Genomic DNA, 18,484 nt, shown 5'->3' on the forward strand with positions numbered 1-18,484 from the left:
CACAGGGTGGCCCCGGGCGGGCGCGTCGGATGCGCGGTCGGTTCAGCCGGTGGCCGCTTTATCGGCACGCCCGGGGCCGCCTTTTCCCTCCGCACCCTCCCGCTCTCACTTCCGCGACGTCAGCGCGTTGCGCAGGCGGCGCCGTTGAGGGTGAAGGCGTCCGGTGTCCGGTTCGCGTCTCGCCAGGAGCCGATGAACCCGAAGGACACGGTGCCGTGCGCCGCCACGGTTCTGTTGTAGTCGGCGGCGGTGGCGGTGACGCGGGAGCCGTCCTGGTGAACGGTGGCATCCCACATGTTGCCGACCTGCTGGCCGTCGCGGAAGGACCAGGACACCCGCCAGCCGGTGAGGGCCCGGTCGGTGGTGACGGTCACGGTGGCCTGGAAGCCGTCGGGCCACTGGCCGACCAGGTGGTACGCGATCCGGCAGCCGGTGGTGCGCGCAGTGGCGGGGGCGCTCGTGGGGCGGGGCCCGCGGGTGGCGGAGGCGCTCGTGGGGCGAGGCCTGCGCGTGGCGGAGGAAGTGCCCTGTGGTTCGGGGTCCGGTTTCTCCCGCACGGGCGCGGTCGCGGTGCCGGCCGCGGAAGGAGTCGCGGACGGCGTGGCGGACGGTGGTGCGGTGGTGGCCGGGCGGACGGTGGTGCGGGGGGCGCCGCGGTCGGCGGCCGTCTGCCGGTTGTCGCGGGCGGCGGCGACGCCGTCGCCGGAGCCGCCGAAGGGCATCATCGACACGCCGAGTGCCAGCGCCGACAGCAGGACCGCGGCGGCGAGCAGTCCGCCGCGCACGACGCGGCTGCGGCCCGTACCTTCCTCGGATTCCCCCGTGCCGGGTCCGGGCGGGCCGGGGCGGCCCGCGCCGAGGCGGACCTCGGCGGCACGGCGACGGCGTTCCAGGTAGGCGAGGCCGCCCCAGCCGATCACCCCGCCGGCCAGCGCGGCGGGCAGGCCGCCGCCGTGCAGGCGCAGGCAGGCGGCGGCCTCGGCGCACTGCACGCAGGTCGCGAGGTGCCGGGAGAGGTCGCCGGGGGTCTCGGCGGCGGCCGAACGGGTGACCGCGTCCAGCAGGCGGGCGTAGGAGCGGCACTCGGCGTCCGTCAGGGAGTCGAGGTGGGCGCGGTGGCAGCGGTCCCGGAACAGGGTGCGTACCTGGTCGAGTTCACCGGCGGCGGTGGCCGGGTCCAGGCCGAGCCGGCGGGCCACGATGGGCAGGGGCAGCGCCTCCACCTCGGCCAGCCACAGCAGCGCGGCGTCGGCCTCCTGCATGTCCCGCAGGCCGCGCAGCGCGACCGGGCGTCGCAGGGGCGGTCCCGTGAAGCGGGCCGCGCCGGACGAGTTGAGCCACAGTCTCAGGTCGGGGTCGAGTCTGTGTCCCTGCCCGCCGGACTCCCAGGCCGCCGCGGTGGTGCGTACGGCGGTGAGCAGCGCCGGGATCGTGGGCAGCCGGGCGGTGCGGCGGCCTGCGCCGCGCACGTGGGGGCCGGCGGCGGCGCGGACCTCGCGCATGCCGAGCGTGAACGCCTCGGTCGCCAACTGGTGGGCCGTCAGGGAGCCCGAGGTGCACAGGTCCGCGTACGAGAGCACCGCGTCCCAGCACTCCGCGAACAGCGCGGCCTCGGTGTCGTCCTGGGGGGTCGGCAGGTCGGGCATGGGACTCCTGCATCCACGTGCGAGTCAACTCACCAGAGGGGGAGTGGAGTTGTAGGGGACCTCGCGGGAGGACACAGAGCCTTTCACGCCTCCGACACAACTGACAAGCTGCCTGTTCACATCCGGTGACCGAAGGTCATGAACCTGACGCGCGGCACGACGGGCCCGTGGCTCCCCCCTCCGGTACGGACGCGGACGCGGCCCCGTTCACCGGCCGCACCCGCGGGCCGTCCCACACGACCGCACCCTCACCAACGCGCCCACACCACCGCCCCCGCGCACCGCGACCGGCACCCGACATCGGGCGTCCGGCGGGGTCAGCTCCCGGCCGGCGTCTCCGTCTCCTCCGCCGCCGGTTCCCGCGCGGGCAGGCTGTCCATGAAGGAGCTGACGGAGAACACCGCGCGGCCCGGTCCGGGCGGGCCGTAGCCGGGCGGGGAGGACAGGCCGAAGTCGTCCATCGTCTGCCGGTAGGCCTGGAGCAGCCGGATGTGGTACTCCAGCGGCGCGCCCTGCGGGTTGGCCTTGCCGAGCGGGGTGGTGGGCTCCGGGCACCAGGTGGTGAAGCGGGGCGTGATGCCGTGCGACATGAAGAACCGCAGGCCCTCGGTGGTGGAGGCGATCGCCTCGTCGACGGTGGTGAAACCGAAGGGCTCGGCCATCTCCACGCCGGCCACGAAGTTGGGGATGACGTTGCGCGCGCCGAAGACGTCGGCGGAGTCGAGGATCCGCTTGTGCCACTCGTCGCGGCCGACGTAGCGCTCCTTGCCGGGGCAGTACAGCTCGAACAGCCGGCGGTCCCACACCTCGAAGTTGGGGTGGTAGATCTGCACGCCGTGGTCCTTGAACCGCTGCACGTCCGGCTTCGGCAGCGCCTGTGCGACGACCTTGCCGATCCACCGGCCGGGGAAGCGCTCCTCGATGGCCTTGGCGTAGTGGCCGTAGAAGTCGGCCTCGTCCCGGCCGGCCACCGTCTTGGTGATCGCCCCGCCGGTGAGGGTGTACGCGGTGGAGGCCTTCTGGGTGTCGTACCGGTCGATGATCTCGAGCGCCTCGAGGACCTCCTCGACGTCCTTGACCCCGGTGTACGGCCGGCCGGCGGCCTTGTGCTGGCGCCAGTTGTGGTTGATGTCGCAGTACTGGCACTCCTCCTTGGCGCCGAAGTACTGGCACACCCGGAAGACGGTCAGATAGATCAGATAGCCCCACTGGATGGTCGGGGCGACCTCCATCACGGACTTCCCGTTGGACAGGGTGTGCCGGTAGTACTCGGGCATCGGCGGCACGCCCACGTCGGCGATGCGCCTGCCGTCCAGGTACAGGCCCAGCAGCCCCTCCTCGTCGGAGGCGACCCGGTAGGGGGAGGCGGGGTTCACCCGTACGGAGACGACCGTGCGCCTCAGGTCGTAGGGGCCGCCCGTCAGGATGATCTCCTCCGGGGGCCGGCGCAGCGCGGCCTCGCCCAGCTCGGGCAGGGTGCCGTGGTCGAAGGAGAAGATGAAGTAGGACTTCGGCTTGACGTCCCCGTCCTCGTTGTCGCTGAGGGCGGAATCGTCGAAGGCGACACCGCCCCGGAGCAGGTCCTCCTTGAAGACGGCCTCCCGCGGCACATGCGGGAAGCGCTCCATCAGATCCTCGACCAGCGCGGTACGACTGCCCATCCGTCTGTCTCCTCCCGGCTCAGGCGCACTCCCCTCACCGTATGCCCCCGCCTCCGGCTTCCCCGTGCCGGGTCCCCGGCCGGACGCGCGCCGAGTTGCGGCCGGGCCACCGGGTCGACCACCTACCGCCCACGGCCCGCCGCCCGCCGCCCGCGTAGGAGCCGCCGGCAGTCCGCGCCGGTCAGGCCGTCCGCTCCAGCGCCGCGGGGTCGACGGCGCACCGCAGGCCGGCGCCCGACACCAGCCGCTCGGCCTCCTCCACCACGGTGCGGCCGAGCCGGGCCAGCTCGTTGCCCTGGGAGCCGGCCAGGTGCGGGGTGACGAAGGCGTTCGGCAGGTCGTACAGCTCGGAGCCGGCGGGCAGCGGTTCGGGATCGGTGACGTCCAGGACGGCGCGGAGGCGTCCGGTGCGCAGCTCCCCCACCAGTGCCTCGTGGTCGACCAGGGTGCCGCGCGCGGTGTTGATCAGCACCGCACCCGTGGGCATCAGGGCCAGTTCCCGGGCGCCGATCAGTCGGCGGGTCCCGGCGGTCCCGGGGGCGTGCAGGGTGACGATGTCGCTGGTGCGCAGCAGCTCGTGCAGGGGCAGCAGCGGTACGCCGAGGCGGTCGGCCTCCGCCGCGTCCACGTAGGGGTCGGCGAGCGCGACCCCCAGGTCGTGCGGGCGGAGCAGTTCGATCAGGCGGCGGCCGACGCGGGAGGCGCCCACGATCCCGACGCGCCGGCCGTGGTTGCCGATGCCGGGGACGATGCCCCCGTAGGGGAAGGCGCGCCGGATGCGCAGCAGGTCGCGGAAGGCGAGGACGTCCTTGCCGGCGAGCAGGATCATGGCGAGCGTGTACTCGGCGACGGGCAGGGCGTTGGCGGCGGCGGCCGAGGAGACGAGGATGCCCCGCCGCCAGACCTCGGGGGTGGCGAACCCCTTGACGGAGCCGGCCGCGTGCAGCACGGCGCGCAGTCGTGGTGCGGCGTCCAGGGCGGCCGGGTCCAGGCGGGGGCAGCCCCAGCCGGTGATGAGGATCTCGGTGCGGGCCAGGGCCTGACGCACCCGGGGTTCGGTGAGGTCGTGCGCCACCAGGGCGGGATCGATCGCCACGCACGCCCGCAGCCGCGCGAGCAGCTCCGGCGGGAAGAGGTGCGGCAGGTTCTCGGCGGCCATCGCGAACAGTGCCTGGGGGCGCTCGGGCACGAAGGTGGCCTTCCGGCTCGGTGGCACGCGGACAGCAAGCGTTCTCTACGGTAGGTCGCGGCGGACAAGAGATCAACGGACTCGCGACTTCCCGGGAGGGACGCAGCAATGACGGAGAGCGCAGGGGCGACGGAACCGGTGACGGCGGGCGTGGAGGCGGGTGCCACGCAACCGGCGACGGCGGGCGTGGGGGCAGGGACCGTGTTGCCGGGCCAGCGGGAGCACGCGGGCGTGTTCACCAACTGGGCGCGGACCGTGCGGTACTCGGCGCGGAAGTTCCATCGTCCGCGCACGCCGGAGGAGCTCTCGGCGTTGGTGGCGGGCAGTGCGCGGGTGCGGGTGCTGGGCAGCGGGCACTCCTTCAACCGGATCGCCGACCCCGGCCCGGACGGCGTCCTGCTGTCCACCGCCGGGCTGCCGCCCATGACGGAGGTGGACACGGCGGCGCGTACGGTCCGGGTGTCGGGCGGGGTCCGGTACGCCGAACTGGCCCGCGCGGTGCACGCGCACGGCCTGGCGCTGCCCAACATGGCGTCCCTGTCGCACATCTCGGTGGCCGGTTCGGTGGCGACCGGCACGCACGGCTCGGGTGTCGCCAACGGACCGCTGGCGTCGGCGGTCCGGGAGGTGGAGCTGGTCCTCGCGGACGGTACGGCGGTGACGATCGGCCGGGACGACGCCCGTTTCGACGGGGCCGTGACCTCGCTCGGCGCGCTGGGTGTCGTCACCGCGCTCACGCTCGCGCTGGAGCCGGCCTACGAGGTGGAGCAGCGGGTGTACACCGGGCTGCCGCTGGAGGGGCTGGACTTCGAGGCGGTGGCGGCGGCCGGGTACAGCGTGAGCCTGTTCACGGACTGGCGGGAGCCGGGGTTCCGGCAGGTGTGGGTCAAGCGGCGCACGGACCGGCCGGCGGTGGACTTCCCGTGGGCGGCGCCCGCGGCCGTACCGCTGCACCCGGTGCCGGGGATGCCCGCGGCCAACTGCACCGGGCAGCTCGGTGTGCCGGGGCCGTGGCACGAGCGGCTGCCGCACTTCCGGGCGGAGTTCACGCCGAGCAGCGGTGAGGAGATCCAGTCGGAGTACCTGCTGCCGCGGTCGGCGGCGCGCGACGCGCTGGACGCGGTCGACGGGATACGGCCCACGGTCGCCGGTGTCCTGCAGATCTGCGAGGTGCGTACGGTCGCCGCCGACCCGCAGTGGCTCGGCCCGGCCCACGGCCGGGACTCGGTCGCGCTGCACTTCACCTGGGTGCGCGACGAGGCGGCGGTCCTGCCGGTGGTGCGCCGGCTGGAGGAGGTGCTGGACCCGTTCGACCCGCGTCCGCACTGGGGCAAGGTGTACACGACACCGCCGGCCGTGGTCCGCCGGCGGTACCCGCGCCTGCCCGGCTTCCGGGCCCTGGTCCGCTCCCTGGACCCCGGTGGCACCTTCACCAACGCCTTCGTACGGGACCTCCTCGACGGCTGACGGCCCCCGCGGGAACGTCCCTCGCGGCAGCCTCCCGTCACGGCCTCCGGCAGCCCTCCCCCGGGGCTCTTGTCGAAGGTCCGCCCCAGCCCATAGCCTGACGGCCGCGCCCGTGCCGATGCCGCCCCGGCCCGGCCGGACGGCACCGGAAGGACAGCCGCGTGAAGCCCATGTCACGTGACCTCCGTACCGCGCAACGCGACGAGGCGCGGCGCCGGTTCACCGCCGGGTCCACCACTTGCCGGCAGGAACCCGTGACAGCCCCCCTGGCCGATGCCCGCCGCCCCGGTGCCCCTCGGCGCGGCCACGTTCGCGCGCCGAGGGACGCTCGACCCCGCCGGCCGGCGGACAGCGGGGCGCGCCACCGCGAGGAGCCGTGCCGCACCGCCGGTACGGCGACGCGGGACGCACGTGTACGGACCGCATCGAGGGCTGAGCCAGGAGACCGATGTCTTTGCGCACCCGCACCGTCGACCACACCCGCACCGTCGACCACGTCGAGGACGTCTCACCGGGTTCGGGGGCACTGCCGCCCCGCGCCTGGTACGCCTCCTCGGACGCCGGGTCCCTGTCCCTGAACGGAACCTGGCGCTTCAGACTGTCGCCGACGGCCGACGCCGAGGACGACTCCTTCGCGGCGCCGGCGTACGACGCCGGTGACTGGGCGGAGATCTCCGTCCCCGGCCACTGGGTGCTCCAGGGCCACGGCTCCCCCGTCTACACCAACCACCGCTACCCGTTCCCGGTCGACCCGCCCCGGGTGCCGACCGAGAACCCGACCGGCGACCACCTGCGCGTCTTCGATCTCCCGGCGGACTGGCCGACGGCGGCCGACGGCCGTGCCCGCCTGCGCTTCGACGGGGTGGAGTCCTGCGCCCGGGTCTGGCTGAACGGCACGGACCTCGGCGACTTCAAGGGCTCCCGGCTGCCGCACGAGTTCCCGGTCGGCCCCCTGCTGAGGGCCGCGGGGAACGTCCTGGCGGTCCGCGTCCACCAGTGGTCGGCGGGCTCCTACCTGGAGGACCAGGACCAGTGGTGGCTGCCGGGCATCTTCCGCGACGTCACCCTGCTGCACCGGCCGGCCGGCGGTGTCGTGGACTTCTTCGTGCACGCCTCCTACGACCACACGGCCGGCGAGGGCACCCTGCGTGTCGACTCCGACGTGGCGGGCCGGGTGACCGTACCGGAGCTGGGCATCGACATCGCGACGGGCGAACCGGCGACCGCGCCCGTCGCACCGTGGTCCGCCGAGTCACCCCGGCTCTACGACGGTGTGCTGGCCACCGGGGGCGAACGGGTGCCACTGCGCATCGGCTTCCGCACGGTGGAGCTGTCGAACGGCCTGATCGAGATCAACGGCCGCCCGGTGCTCTTCAAGGGCGTCAACCGGCACGAATGGCATCCGGAGCGGGGCCGCGCCCTGGACCTGGACACCATGCGCCGGGACGTGCTGCTGATGAAGCGGCACAACATCAACGCCGTCCGCACCTCCCACTACCCGCCGCACCCGGCCTTCCTCGATCTGTGCGACACGTACGGCCTGTGGGTGATCGACGAGTGCGACCTGGAGACGCACGGCTTCACCGAGCAGGGCTGGCGGGACAACCCCGTCGACGACGACCGCTGGACCCCGGCCCTGCTCGACCGGGCGGCCCGCATGGTCGAGCGGGACAAGAACCACCCGTCGGTCGTCGTCTGGTCGCTCGGCAACGAGGCCGGCACCGGCCGGGGCCTGACGGCGATGGCCGGGTGGATCCGCGCCCGCGACACCTCCCGCCCGATCCACTACGAGGGCGACCGCGACTGCCGTGACACGGACGTCTACTCACGCATGTACGCCGGTCACGCCGAGGTCGAGCGGATCGGCCGCGGCCTGGACGGCGGCCCCCGCAGGCGCCGCGCGCTCCCCTTCCTGCTCTGCGAGTACGCGCACGCCATGGGCAACGGCCCCGGCGGACTCGCCGAGTACCAGCGGCTGTTCGAGGCCCACGGCCGGCTCCAGGGCGGTTTCGTCTGGGAGTGGATCGACCACGGCATCACCCACCCCGGGCTGGGCCACGCGTACGGCGGTGACTTCGGCGAGGAGCTGCACGACGGCAACTTCGTCTGCGACGGCCTGCTGTTCCCCGACCGCCGGCCCTCCCCCGGCCTGGCCGAGTACAAGAAGGTGATCGAGCCGGTCGCCCTCACCGTGTCACCCTCGCGCGAGCGGAGCCGGCGGCCGGGGACGCACCCGCGCGACACGGTCCGCGTCACCAACCGCTACGACTTCACCGACCTGTCGGCGCTGGCGTTCACCTGGGCGTACGAGGCGGAGGGCGGGACGGTGCGGTCCGGCACCCTGCCCGTGCCCGCGCTGGCCCCCGGCGAGAGCGCCGAGGTGGAGCTGCCCGCCGTGCCGGCCGGCGATTCCGCCGGGGAGGCCCACTGGACCGTCCGTGCCGTACTGGCGTCCGGCACGGCGTGGGCGCCTCCCGGTCATGTCGTCGCGTGGGGTCAGGCCCCGGTGTCGCCGCGCCGGGTCCCGTACGTCGCCGCGACCGCCCGGCCGGCGCACGGGGACGGGTTGGTCGCCCTCGGCCCCGGTGTCTTCGACGCCCGCACCGGAGCGCCGCGGACGATCGGCGGGGTGGCCCTGACCGGTCTGCGTCTGGACGTGTGGCGGGCGACCACCGACAACGACGACGGCGCCGCCTGGCAGAGCGATCCGCGCCACGGGCCGCTGTGGCGCGGGCTCGGCCTGCACCGGATGCGGCACCGCCTGGACGCGGTCGAGGCCGGCGGCGACGCGCTGACGGTCCGTACCCGGGTGGCGCCGGCCGGCGGGGAACTGGGGCTGTCGGCGGTGTACCGGTGGACGTCCGACGGGGACCGGCTCCGGCTGACCGTGTCCACGGCCCCGGAGGGCCACTGGACCGTGCCCCTGCCCCGCCTCGGCATCCGCTTCGGTCTGTCCGGGGCCGACCGGGTGCGGTGGTACGGCGGCGGCCCCGGCGAGGCGTATCCGGACACGAGGTCGGCGTCGGCGGTCGGCCGCTGGGAGTCGACCGTGGACGACATGCAGACCCCGTACGTCCGCCCCCAGGAGAACGGCGCGCGCATCGACGTCCGCTGGGCGGAGCTGGGCGGCCTGCGCGTGGAGGGCGACCCGGTGTTCCTCCTCACCGCCCGCCGCTGGACCACAGAGCAGCTCGACGCCGCCGCCCATCGCACCGACCTGGTCCCGGGCGACACGGTCTGGGTCAACCTCGACCACGGACAGCACGGCATCGGCTCCCAGTCCTGCGGCCCGGGCCCACTGCCCCGCTACCACCTGCGGGCCGAACCGGCGGAGTTCTCGTTCGTCTTCTCCCCGCATCCCGGCACCCACCTCGCCTGATCCGCCCCCGACTGGCCCCGGCTGCCTAGAGGCTCTAGGATCACTCCTAGTGGACCAAGGGAGGTGGGCGCATGGCCCGGGTGGGGCTCACCGCCGAGCGGCTGGTGGCAGCCGCCGCGGACCTGGCGGACGAGGCCGGCCTCGACCACGTCAGCATCTCCGCGCTGGCCCGGCGCTTCGGCGTCCGGGACGCCAGCCTGTACTCGCACGTCCGCAACCTCCAGGACCTGCGGACGCGACTCGCGTTGCACGCGGGCGGCGAACTGATCGACCGGATCGCGGTGGCCGTGGCCGGCCGAGCGGGCAAGGAGGCACTGACCGCGTTCGCCGGCGCCTACCGGGCCTACGCCCTGGAGCACCCGGGCCGGTACGCGGCCACCCAGATCCGCGTCGACCAGACCCTGGTCGCCGGCTCCCCCGCGCTGCGCCGCACCACGGAGATCACCTACGGCATGCTGCGGGCCTACGGCCTGGACGAGCCCGACCTGACGGACGCGGTACGGCTGTTGCGCGCCACCTTCCACGGCTACTGCGTCCTGGAGGCGGCCGGGGGATTCGGCGCGGCACGGCCCGTCGCCGAGTCCTGGGCCAAGGCGGTCGACGCCCTGCACCTCACCCTCGAACACTGGCCCCGGGAGAAGCAGAGCGATGACTGACCCCCTGCACCACGACATCATCGGCCGCGGCCCCGTCCTGCTGCTGATGCCCGGCGGGGCCGGGCACCCGATGGGTCTCGGCCCGCTGACCGAGCGGCTGGCGCGGCGCTTCACCGTGGTGACGTACGACCCGCTCGGCCTCGCCCACGGCCGGCTCGGGCTGCCGGTCGCCGAGCAGCGGGTGGCTCACTGGAGCGAGGGGGCGCACCGGGTGCTGGAGCAGGTCCTGCCGCCCGGCGAGCGGGCCTACGCCTTCGGGAGCAGTTCGGGCGGCATCGCGGTCCTCGACCTGCTCGCCCGGCATCCGGGGCGGCTGGCGCACGTGGTCGCCCACGAACCGCCGTGCGTGACCCTGCTGCCGGACGGGGCGCGGCGCCGCCAGGAGCTGATCGACGGTCTCGACGGTCCCGGACGACCGCCCGCCGAGGGTCCGACGGCGACGCCGATGGGCGTGTTCCTGGCCCACGTCCTGCGTCCGTTCACCGCGTGGACGCCCCGGTTCACCACCGACCGCCTCACCGTGGCCGCGGGATCCGCCTCACGCGGTCAGCTCCTCCACGACACCGCCCGCCGCGTGGCCGACCACCTCCGCAGCCCCTTCGTGGAGTACCCGGGCGGACACCTCGGCGTCCTGGACCACCCGGACGCGTACGCGACCCTGCTCAGCGACACGTTCCTCCCCGGCACCGCATAGGGCCGGCCCCGGGGGAAGCCGGGGTGGTCAGGGCGGCGGTCGGGGTGGTGGCCTCACTCCCGCACGGTGACGTCCGCTGTGGGGCCCTCGCCGGTGGTGCCGGTGAGGGTGCCGGACAGGCCCACGGCGGGCAGCAGTTCGGCCCGTCGGCGGCGGCTTCCCAGTGGGCGCGCGTTCAACCGGTGTACGGGCTCGACGCGCGGTCGTCGGCGGGCAGTTCCAGCACGGCGGTGGCCATCCTTCCTCGCGGGCCCCGGGGCGCCCGGTTCCGGCCGGGGCGCCCCGGGAGTTCACCCCGTCCGTACCCGCCGGCGCGGACGCGAGGACGGATGAGACGTCGTCACGTACTCCGCTGCCACTGCTGGTTGGTGCTTGAGGTGCAGGTGTAGGTGATGACCGCGGCGGACTCGGCGGTGGACGCGCCGGAGACGTCCAGGCATGCGCCGCTCGCCCGGGCCCGGACGGTCACGAACGAGCCGGAGGCGACGACCGACCACTGCTGGGCGGTGGCGCCGGTGCAGTCCTCCTGCGTGACGCCGCTCGCGTTCTCCTGGAGGCACAGGGAGCTGCCGCGGCCCAGCAGGGCGGAGTAGCCGTTGCCCAGGTCCTTGAACCACCACTTCTGGTTGGTGCCGCCGTTGCAGGTGTACTGGACGACGGCGACGCCCTGCCACGCGGAGCGGCTCGGTACGTCCACGCACTTGGAGCTGTGCCGGGCGATCAGCGTGCGGTACGTGGCGCCGGTGCCGGTGACGGTGCCCGCGGTGGTGTCGACGGTGACCTCCGGGTACCAGGACATGCTCATCGAGGTGGCGGCCGGGAAGGTCAGCGGCAGCCACACGTACCGGGAGTCGTCGACGGTGCCGCCGAAGGAGTCGCCCCAGCGGTCGCCCAGGTACAGGTACGAGGTGCCCGAACCCCCCTGCACGGTCAGGACGTAGGCGGTCTGGGAGTCGTAGGCGGTGGAGTCCCCGATGTTCGACCAGGAGCTCCAGGGGCCGGCGAGGGAGGTGGCGGTGGCGTACTGCTGCTGGTTGGGATTCCAGCCGGTGGCGCCCGAAGTGAGCATGAAGTAGACGCCGTTGCGCTTGAACAGGGCGGGTGCCTCACGGTGGCCGCCGGGCCAGGGGTTGGCGACCAGGGCGGCGATGCCGGTGTAGTCGGCGGTGAGCCGGTAGATGTGCAGGTCGTAGTTCTCGTTCGCGGCGGAGACGAGGTACCCGGCGCCGTCGGTGTCCACGTAGGTGGTCAGGTCGCGGGACATGTACTGGCCGAGGGGGCGGAAGCTGCCCCGGTAGGTGTAACTGCCGTCGACGGTGCTGGAGACGGCCACGGCGGCGCGCGCCTCGCCGTAGTCGGTGCCGTTCTCCTTGTGCATCCACATGACGAACATGCCGGTGGCCGCGTTGTAGACGACCTTGGGGCGCTCGATGTAGGCGGTGCCCAGTTCGGAGGCGGAGGAGCGGGTGAGGACGCGGGCGCGGAACTCCCAGTTCTTCAGGTCGGTGGAGCGGTAGGCGTTCACGGACCGGAAGGTGTTGTCGCTGTCCCGGTCCTCGCCGAACCAGTAGTAGGCGGACCCGACCTTGATGACCCCGCCGCCGTGGGCGTGCACGGGGTCCCCCGACGTGTCCGTGAACCGGGTGCCGTTGGTGATCGTCCGCGGTGCCGCCCGGGCGGGGGCCGCTGTCGCCAGCGCGGCGGCGAGTGCGCAGCACAGGGCCAGCAGGACCGCGTACGCACGCCTCATCTCACGCACTCCCCTTCACGGTGTCGGCGACGGGGACCCCGAAGTCCGGGGTGCCGTCGGGCTTCCAGCCGAACTTCTGGACGCGGGTGTGCCGGTTGGGGTCGTCCAGGGGGTCGCCGGTGATCTCCCGGTACTGGCGGGCGTGGTAGACGAGGACGTCGCTGCGGCCGTCCTCGGCGACGGTGAAGCAGTTGTGGCCGGGGCCGTACTGCCGCGTGGTGTCGTTGCTGGTGAAGACCGGGACGGGTGACTTGGCCCAGCTCCGCGCGTCCAGCAGGTCGCCGCCGGCGTCGGCGGTCAGCAGGCCCATGCAGTAGTGCCAGTCGGTGGCACTGGCCGAATAGGTGAGGAAGACACGGCCGTTGCGCTTCAGGACGGACGGGCCCTCGTTGACCCGGTAGCCGACGCACTCCCAGTCGTACTCCGGGGTGGAGAGCCGGACCTGGGGGCCGGTCAGTGTCCACGGATCGGCCATCTTCGAGATCCACAGCGCCGTGTTGTTGTCCATGCCGGGCTCGTGCTGCGCCCACACCAGATAGCGGCTGCCGCGGTGGGCGAAGGTCGTGGCGTCGAGGGAGAAGGTCTCCCAGGCGGTCCTGATCCGGCCCCGCTCCACCCAGGTGCCCCGGAAGGGGTCGGGGTGGGCGTTCTCCAGCACCCAGATACGGATGGCCCACACGTCCTCGGCGGGGGCCGAGGCGAAGTAGACGTACCACTTGCCGCCGATGCGGTGCAGCTCGGGCGCCCATATGTGCGCGCTCATCGGGCCGGTGGTGTGCGCCCGCCAGATCACCGACTCCGTGGCCGTGGACAGGCCGTTCAGGGTGTGGGCGCGGCGCAGGACGACGCGGTCGTACTCGGGGACGGTGGCCGTGAAGTAGTAGCGGCCGTCGGTGTGGCGGGAGATGTGCGGATCGGCTCGCTGGAGGACGAGCGGGTTGGTGTAGCGGGCCCCCCTCGGCGGGACGGGGGCCGCCTGGGCGAGGCCGGGGGTGGCGGAGAGGGCGCCGGCGGCGAGCGCGGCACCCTTGAGCATCAGTCTGCGGCTGGGGACTCCGGGCAGGTGCGCTCCGGGCAGGTCGTGGTCGCGGCTCATGCGGACTGCCTCTCGGTGGGGGCGGAGCTGCTTCGAGCAATCGTCCGTTCGATATCTCGTACGTCATCTGTGATTACGAACGTCGAAAAGGTAGAGGCGGGCCACGGGAGGGTCAATGGGTATGACGGGAGAGGGGAAAGCCCTTTCCCTCCCCGGCCGCCGGACGAACACCCCGGCCGGTGCGCGACGGCTGCGGACCCCCTCGCTCCGATCACCGGGTTGCCGCAGGTGAGAGCCCCGGGCGTGATGCTCACCTGCTGGACACCGGGGGCCGTACGGGTTCCGCTTCGACTAGCGTCGTGACATGACCAGCGACCTCACCCCCAGCCTCGCCGACGCCCTCGCCGGTGGCACGGTCGTACTCGACGGCGGCATGTCCAACCAGTTGGAGTCGGCCGGGCACGACCTGAGCGACGAGCTGTGGTCGGCACGGCTGCTCGCCGAACGGCCGGAGGCGGTGACCGAGGCCCACCTCGCCTACTTCCTCGCGGGCGCCGACGTCGCCATCACCGCCAGCTACCAGGCCACTTTCGAGGGCTTCGCGCAGCGCGGCCTCGGCCACGAGGAGGCCGCGCGGCTGATCGCGCTCAGCGTGGAACTGGCCCGCACGGCGGCCCGGCAGGCCGCCGGCACGGGCATCGGCCGGCCGCTGTGGGTGGCGGCGTCGGTCGGACCGTACGGGGCGATGCGGGCGGACGGTTCCGAGTACCGGGGCCGGTACGGGCTGAGCGTGGCCGAGCTGGAGCGGTTCCACCGGCCGCGGATCGAGGTGCTCGCCGCCGCCGCGCCGGACGTCCTCGCGCTGGAGACCGTCCCGGACGCCGACGAGGCCGCCGCCCTGCTGCGGGCGGTACGCGGGCTGGGGGTGCCGGCGTGGCTGTCGTACACGGTCGACGGCCGGCGGACCCGCGCCGGCCAGCCCCTGGAGGAGGCGTTCGCGCTCGCCGCCGACGCCGACGAGGTGATCGCGGTCGGCGTCAACTGCTGTGCACCCCAGGACGTCGAGCCCGCGGCAAGGATCGCGGCCCGCGTCACCGGCAAGCCGGTCGTCGTCTACCCCAACAGCGGCGAGGCCTGGGACCCCGGGGCCCGCGCCTGGACGGGGCGTACGACGTTCACCGCCGAGCAGGTCACGGCGTGGCGGGAGGCCGGAGCGCGGTTGATCGGCGGATGCTGCCGGGTGGGCCCGGACGCGATCACGTCGATCGGGCGGGCGCTGGACGGGGCCTGAGGCAACGGACCGTCCGGGCGCGCCCCGATCGTCTCGTGCACCCGGCGCAGGGCGGCGAACGAGTCCGCAGCCCTCCACGCCCAGCCGGTGATCGACCGAGACGCGGACGACCCCGGCACGGGCGAAGGCGGCGCCGTCGTACACCGGCACGACCGAGGAGCCCCTGGTCAGGGCCCCGCCGTGGCGCCAGACAAGCACCGGGGGCCGGGCGTGCGGGCCGGGTTCGGGGGTCCGTACGTTGAGGTTGAGGCAGTCGCCCCCGCGCATCACCGGGTCGGACGGGTACGGGGTGAACGCCTCGGAGTACGGCGGTTTCGGCTCGGTCGGCCCTAAGGCGCCGGCGTCGCGCAGCCCGTCCCAGGGCTCGGGCGGCGCGGGCGTCCGGACCCGGCCGGCGAGGAGCCGTGCGGGCCATGCACCTTTCCGCCATGGTCACGGGACGTCTATCGTAGGAAGCGCTTTCTGTCCGGTCGAAGACCGGGGCGGGAGCGGTGACGGTCGCGACTCCGCAGGGCCCACGGACGGGCCGGAGAGGTGGTTCCCCATGGTCCGAGCGGGAGACGCGGGCGTGGCGGCCGGACCCACGCTGGCAGTGGTGGCCCGGGAGGCGGGCGTGTCCGTGCCCACCGCGTCGAAGGTGGTCAACGGCCGCGAGGACGTCGCCCCGGAGACCCGCCGGAGGGTCACCGAGGCACTCGACCGGCTCGGCTACGTGCGCCGGCCCCGCTTCGGCGCGGCGAAGGCACCGGCTCTGGTGGACCTGCTGCTGCACTCGGTGGAGAGTTCGTCGTCGGGCGCGGTGCTGCGCGGCGTGGAGGCGGCGGCGTACGCGGCCGGACTGGAGGTGGTGGTCTCGGCCGGGCCGGCCCGGACGCGGGGCGGCCGGCCGGAACGCGGCTGGCTGGACCGGCTGGCCGTGCGCGGCTCGTCGGGCGCCCTGCTGCATCTGGCGGAACTGTCCGCGGCGCAGTACGCGTGGCTGGAACACCACCGCGTTCCGTACGTGCTGATCGACCCGGCGCACGAGCCGCCGGCCGGCGTGGTGTCGGTCGGGGCGACCGACCGGCGGGGCGGGGTCAGTGCGACCGGGCATCTGCTCGCGCTCGGCCACGAGCGGATCGCGGTGATCACCGGGCACCCGGGCACGGTGGCCGGCGACGCCCGGGTGGCCGGCCACGTCTCGGCGCTCTCCTCGGCCGGGATCCGGCACCGCGCGGAGTACCTGCCACACGCGGGCCTCGACGAGGCCACCGTCCGGCTGCGCACGCACGAGCTGCTGGACCTGCCCGAGCCGCCGACCGCGGTGTCCGTGTCCTCGGACCGGATGGCGCTCGGGGTGTACGCGGCGCTGGCCGAACGGGGGTTGCGCGTGCCGGACGACGTCAGTGTGGTGGGCTTCGGCGATCTGCCCGAGGCCCGCTGGGCGGCCCCGGCGCTGACCACCGTCCGCCGGCCGCTGGCGGAGATGGCGGCGACGGCGCTCCGGCTCCTGGTGCGGATGATGGACGGCGAACGCCCGGAGGGAACGCGGACGGAGCTGCCGACCCGGCTAGTGTTGCGGGCGAGCACGGCCCCACCGGCCGACTGCGTGAAAACGGCGCGTTCGGACGCAGGACGGTGACCCGGGCCCGGCGGGGACCGTTCGCCGGGCATGGACCACACCACGCGTACCGCCGCGGCCCTCGCCGTGGCCGCAGTCGCCCTGGTCACCGCCTACGGCACGGCCCACGCCGCCTGCCGCACCCTCGCCCCCGGACAGCAGCGCGTCACCGTGGCCTCGCCCACCGGCGGGCACGACCCGGAGGAGGAGGTCGACGTGGACGAGAACGGCCGCCCCGACCTCACGGAGGACTGAGTACCGGCACCACCGGCAACGGTGACGGCCGGGCGCCTCCCGCACGGGATGTCCGGCTGTCGCCCTGTTCCGTCGCCCGTCGGTTCTGTGCCGTCGCGCCTCGGCCCGGCCCTTCCGCGGTGTCCTCGCCCCGGCTCAGGCGCCTTGGTCCGGCTCGTCGTGAGCGGTGGCGCCGGCGAGGGCCTCCACCACGTCCACGGCGCTGCCGTCGTGGTCGCTGCCGGCGGTGCCGCTGCCGGTCTGGAGGTTGGCCGTCCGGTCGACCTCCAGGATCGAGTCGGCGTGGGAGTTGTCGATCACGGTGATGAGACCTCCGGTCCCGGCGGCGAACACGGTGCCGGGACCGGCGCCGAGGAGGGCGGCGGCGACCGCCGTGACCATGGCGAGCCGGGGCACGGCACCGGTCACACGCCCACCCCTTCGGGGGCGAGCCGCTCGGGGGCGATGTTGCGTTCCAGCAGGCTGGTGGCGGCCTTCACGCCGACGCCGCTCGCGGGATCCACCTCCGGCAGCCGGCCGTCGGCAGCCTTCAGGCCGCAGAGCGCGGAGTCGACGGCCTCGTGCGCGGCGAACAGGCACGGGGTGCTGTAGATCGCCACGTCGACGCCGAGGTCGGACAGCTCACCGAGGGACAGCCGCGGTGACTTGCCGCCGGCGATCTGGTTGAACAGCAGCGGCTTGTCCCCGACGACCTCCCGGGTCCGCCGGATCCACTCGACGCTGCGCACCCCGTCGACCAGGACCACGTCCGCGTCGGTGGCCGCCAGCCGCTCGGCGCGGTGCAGGATGTCGTGCTCGTCGGTGGCGTCCGTACGGGCGACGACGACCAGGTCCCGGCGGGTCTCCAGCACCCGGTGCAGCTTCTCCAGGTACTCCTCCAGCGGCAGCACCTGCTTGCCGTCGGCGTGGCCGCAGCGGCGGGGCCGCTTCTGGTCCTCGAGGATCACACCGGAGGCGCCGATGCGCTCCAGGCCCTCGACGACATGACAGGCGACCTCGGGGTCGACGTACCCGTCGTCGATGTCGACCAGCAGGTGGTGGTGGGGGAACGCCCCCCGCAACCGCTGGACGAAGGCCACCATGTCGGGCCAGGCGATGAATCCGATGTCCGGCAGCCCGTAGTACGAGGCCGCGAACCCGAAGCCCGAGACGAACATCCCGTCGTAGTGCTTGGCCGCGATCGATGCCGAGTACATGTCATACACGCCGATCAACGGGGTGGTCCCGGGCCCGGCGATGCGCTCGCGCAGCTTCTTACCGTAAGTCAAGGTCCGGCTCCTCGTGTGGGTGGGTGACGCGGTCGGGGAGGGCCCGCCGCGTCTCGACGCCCTTTGCCAAGACAAGAGCATCTCTAGAAACTCACCTGACCTTCTGCCTACACGAGCTTTACTCACCCCAATGGGGGAACGGGTTCACCGCAGAAACGTCACTCGGCCGACCGCCCCGCCCAGGTGAGACCGCCGATGAGGTGGCCCAGGAAGACGGGGTCGCGGTAGGCGTCGGCGGTGTGACCGAGGGCGGTGCAGAACATGCGCCCGCCTGCCGGGCCCCGCTCACGGCACCGGGCCGGCGGATGGTCAGCGCCCGTCCCGCCGCCGTCGTACGACGTCTCGTCGGCGCGCAGCAGCACCCGGGTCCGTCCGCGCGGAACGCGGTCGCAGTCGTACCACTCGTCGGTGAAGTCCCACACCGGCGGCAGCCGCCGGGTCGCCGGGTGGCCGGGGTCCGCGACGAGGGGGCGGCCGGGCTGGCAGGCCGGGTGCCGGGTGAAGCGCGCGCCGAGGAGTTCGCCGAACCACGGCCACCCGTACGGTGGAGAGCAAGACGACGGCCGCGCCCGGGCCCCTGAGCCCCCAGCCT

Annotated in this window: 15 protein-coding genes and 2 pseudogenes; 7 read left to right on the forward strand and 10 right to left on the reverse strand. The window is 73.9% G+C overall.

All coding sequences use genetic code 11. The annotated features are described in order from the left end of the window. Positions 1-119: 119 nt before the first annotated feature. The 3 genes from D9753_RS07365 to D9753_RS07375 all read right to left on the reverse strand — a co-directional run bounded on the left by D9753_RS07365 (position 120) and on the right by D9753_RS07375 (position 4,496). Entirely contained in the window at positions 120-1,646 is a 1,527-nt protein-coding gene (locus D9753_RS07365) for a cellulose-binding domain-containing protein (RefSeq protein WP_121786270.1), read from the reverse strand. Positions 1,647-1,963: 317 nt separating this feature from the next. Further along, positions 1,964-3,307 carry a radical SAM protein gene (locus D9753_RS07370; RefSeq protein WP_121786271.1) on the reverse strand — a complete coding sequence of 448 codons (1,344 nt, stop codon included), beginning with the start codon at positions 3,305-3,307 and terminating at the stop codon, positions 1,964-1,966. A gap of 181 nt (positions 3,308-3,488) precedes the next feature. Continuing rightward, positions 3,489-4,496 (reverse strand): hydroxyacid dehydrogenase, encoded by a 1,008-nt coding sequence (locus D9753_RS07375; protein WP_121786272.1) that lies wholly within the window; start codon positions 4,494-4,496, stop codon positions 3,489-3,491. Positions 4,497-4,604: 108 nt separating this feature from the next. Here D9753_RS07375 and D9753_RS07380 point away from each other — a divergent pair, with 108 nt between their 5' ends. The 4 genes from D9753_RS07380 to D9753_RS07395 all read left to right on the forward strand — a co-directional run bounded on the left by D9753_RS07380 (position 4,605) and on the right by D9753_RS07395 (position 10,692). After that, entirely contained in the window at positions 4,605-5,963 is a 1,359-nt protein-coding gene (locus D9753_RS07380) for an FAD-binding protein (protein WP_121786273.1), read from the forward strand. Positions 5,964-6,411: 448 nt separating this feature from the next. Next, positions 6,412-9,342: a glycoside hydrolase family 2 TIM barrel-domain containing protein gene (locus D9753_RS07385; protein WP_121786274.1), complete on the forward strand. Its 2,931-nt coding sequence runs from the start codon at positions 6,412-6,414 to the stop codon at positions 9,340-9,342. Positions 9,343-9,413: 71 nt separating this feature from the next. Continuing rightward, positions 9,414-9,998 (forward strand): TetR/AcrR family transcriptional regulator, encoded by a 585-nt coding sequence (locus D9753_RS07390; protein WP_205614082.1) that lies wholly within the window; start codon positions 9,414-9,416, stop codon positions 9,996-9,998. Further along, positions 9,991-10,692 carry an alpha/beta fold hydrolase gene (locus tag D9753_RS07395; protein WP_121786275.1) on the forward strand — a complete coding sequence of 234 codons (702 nt, stop codon included), beginning with the start codon at positions 9,991-9,993 and terminating at the stop codon, positions 10,690-10,692. Before D9753_RS07390 ends, D9753_RS07395 begins: the two co-directional genes overlap by 8 nt. Positions 10,693-10,745: 53 nt before the next feature. On the opposite strand, the gene D9753_RS38655 is transcribed toward D9753_RS07395, so the two are convergent. The 3 genes from D9753_RS38655 to D9753_RS07405 all read right to left on the reverse strand — a co-directional run bounded on the left by D9753_RS38655 (position 10,746) and on the right by D9753_RS07405 (position 13,538). After that, positions 10,746-10,871, reverse strand: a complete 126-nt coding sequence (locus D9753_RS38655; RefSeq protein WP_276209425.1) for a hypothetical protein — start codon at positions 10,869-10,871, stop codon at positions 10,746-10,748. A 161-nt stretch (positions 10,872-11,032) separates the two neighbouring features. Next, a complete protein-coding gene (locus D9753_RS07400; RefSeq protein ID WP_121786276.1) occupies positions 11,033-12,442 on the reverse strand; it encodes an RICIN domain-containing protein in 1,410 nt (469 codons plus the stop codon). A gap of 1 nt (position 12,443) precedes the next feature. Then, complete coding sequence (locus D9753_RS07405; protein WP_121786277.1) at positions 12,444-13,538, reverse strand: glycoside hydrolase family 43 protein; 1,095 nt, start codon at positions 13,536-13,538, stop codon at positions 12,444-12,446. A 304-nt stretch (positions 13,539-13,842) separates the two neighbouring features. Between D9753_RS07405 and mmuM the strand changes: the two genes are divergently transcribed. Then, entirely contained in the window at positions 13,843-14,769 is a 927-nt protein-coding gene (gene mmuM / locus D9753_RS07410) for a homocysteine S-methyltransferase (protein ID WP_121786278.1), read from the forward strand. An 18-nt stretch (positions 14,770-14,787) separates the two neighbouring features. Here mmuM and D9753_RS07415 read toward each other — a convergent pair. Next, a pseudogene (locus D9753_RS07415) lies at positions 14,788-15,159 on the reverse strand (carboxylesterase family protein); the annotation flags it as partial. Between the two features lie 154 nt (positions 15,160-15,313). On the opposite strand from D9753_RS07415, the gene D9753_RS07420 reads away from it, so the two are divergent. Next, on the forward strand, positions 15,314-16,390 hold the full coding sequence (locus tag D9753_RS07420; RefSeq protein ID WP_121786279.1) for a LacI family DNA-binding transcriptional regulator: 1,077 nt from the start codon (positions 15,314-15,316) through the stop codon (positions 16,388-16,390). Between the two features lie 30 nt (positions 16,391-16,420). Continuing rightward, positions 16,421-16,624: a hypothetical protein gene (locus tag D9753_RS07425; RefSeq protein ID WP_121786280.1), complete on the forward strand. Its 204-nt coding sequence runs from the start codon at positions 16,421-16,423 to the stop codon at positions 16,622-16,624. 135 nt (positions 16,625-16,759) lie between these two features. Here the strand turns inward: D9753_RS07425 and D9753_RS07430 are convergent, their stop codons facing one another. From D9753_RS07430 to D9753_RS07440, 3 genes and pseudogenes are all read right to left on the reverse strand, one after another. Further along, positions 16,760-17,032 carry a hypothetical protein gene (locus D9753_RS07430; RefSeq protein ID WP_240468073.1) on the reverse strand — a complete coding sequence of 91 codons (273 nt, stop codon included), beginning with the start codon at positions 17,030-17,032 and terminating at the stop codon, positions 16,760-16,762. Continuing rightward, entirely contained in the window at positions 17,029-17,892 is an 864-nt protein-coding gene (locus D9753_RS07435; RefSeq protein WP_121786281.1) for an isocitrate lyase/PEP mutase family protein, read from the reverse strand. The genes D9753_RS07430 and D9753_RS07435 overlap by 4 nt, the downstream gene beginning before the upstream one ends. A gap of 158 nt (positions 17,893-18,050) precedes the next feature. Beyond that, a pseudogene (locus tag D9753_RS07440) lies at positions 18,051-18,434 on the reverse strand (ThuA domain-containing protein); the annotation flags it as partial. Positions 18,435-18,484: the final 50 nt, after the last annotated feature.

Source organism: Streptomyces dangxiongensis (assembly GCF_003675325.1).
GTDB lineage: Bacteria > Actinomycetota > Actinomycetes > Streptomycetales > Streptomycetaceae > Streptomyces > Streptomyces dangxiongensis.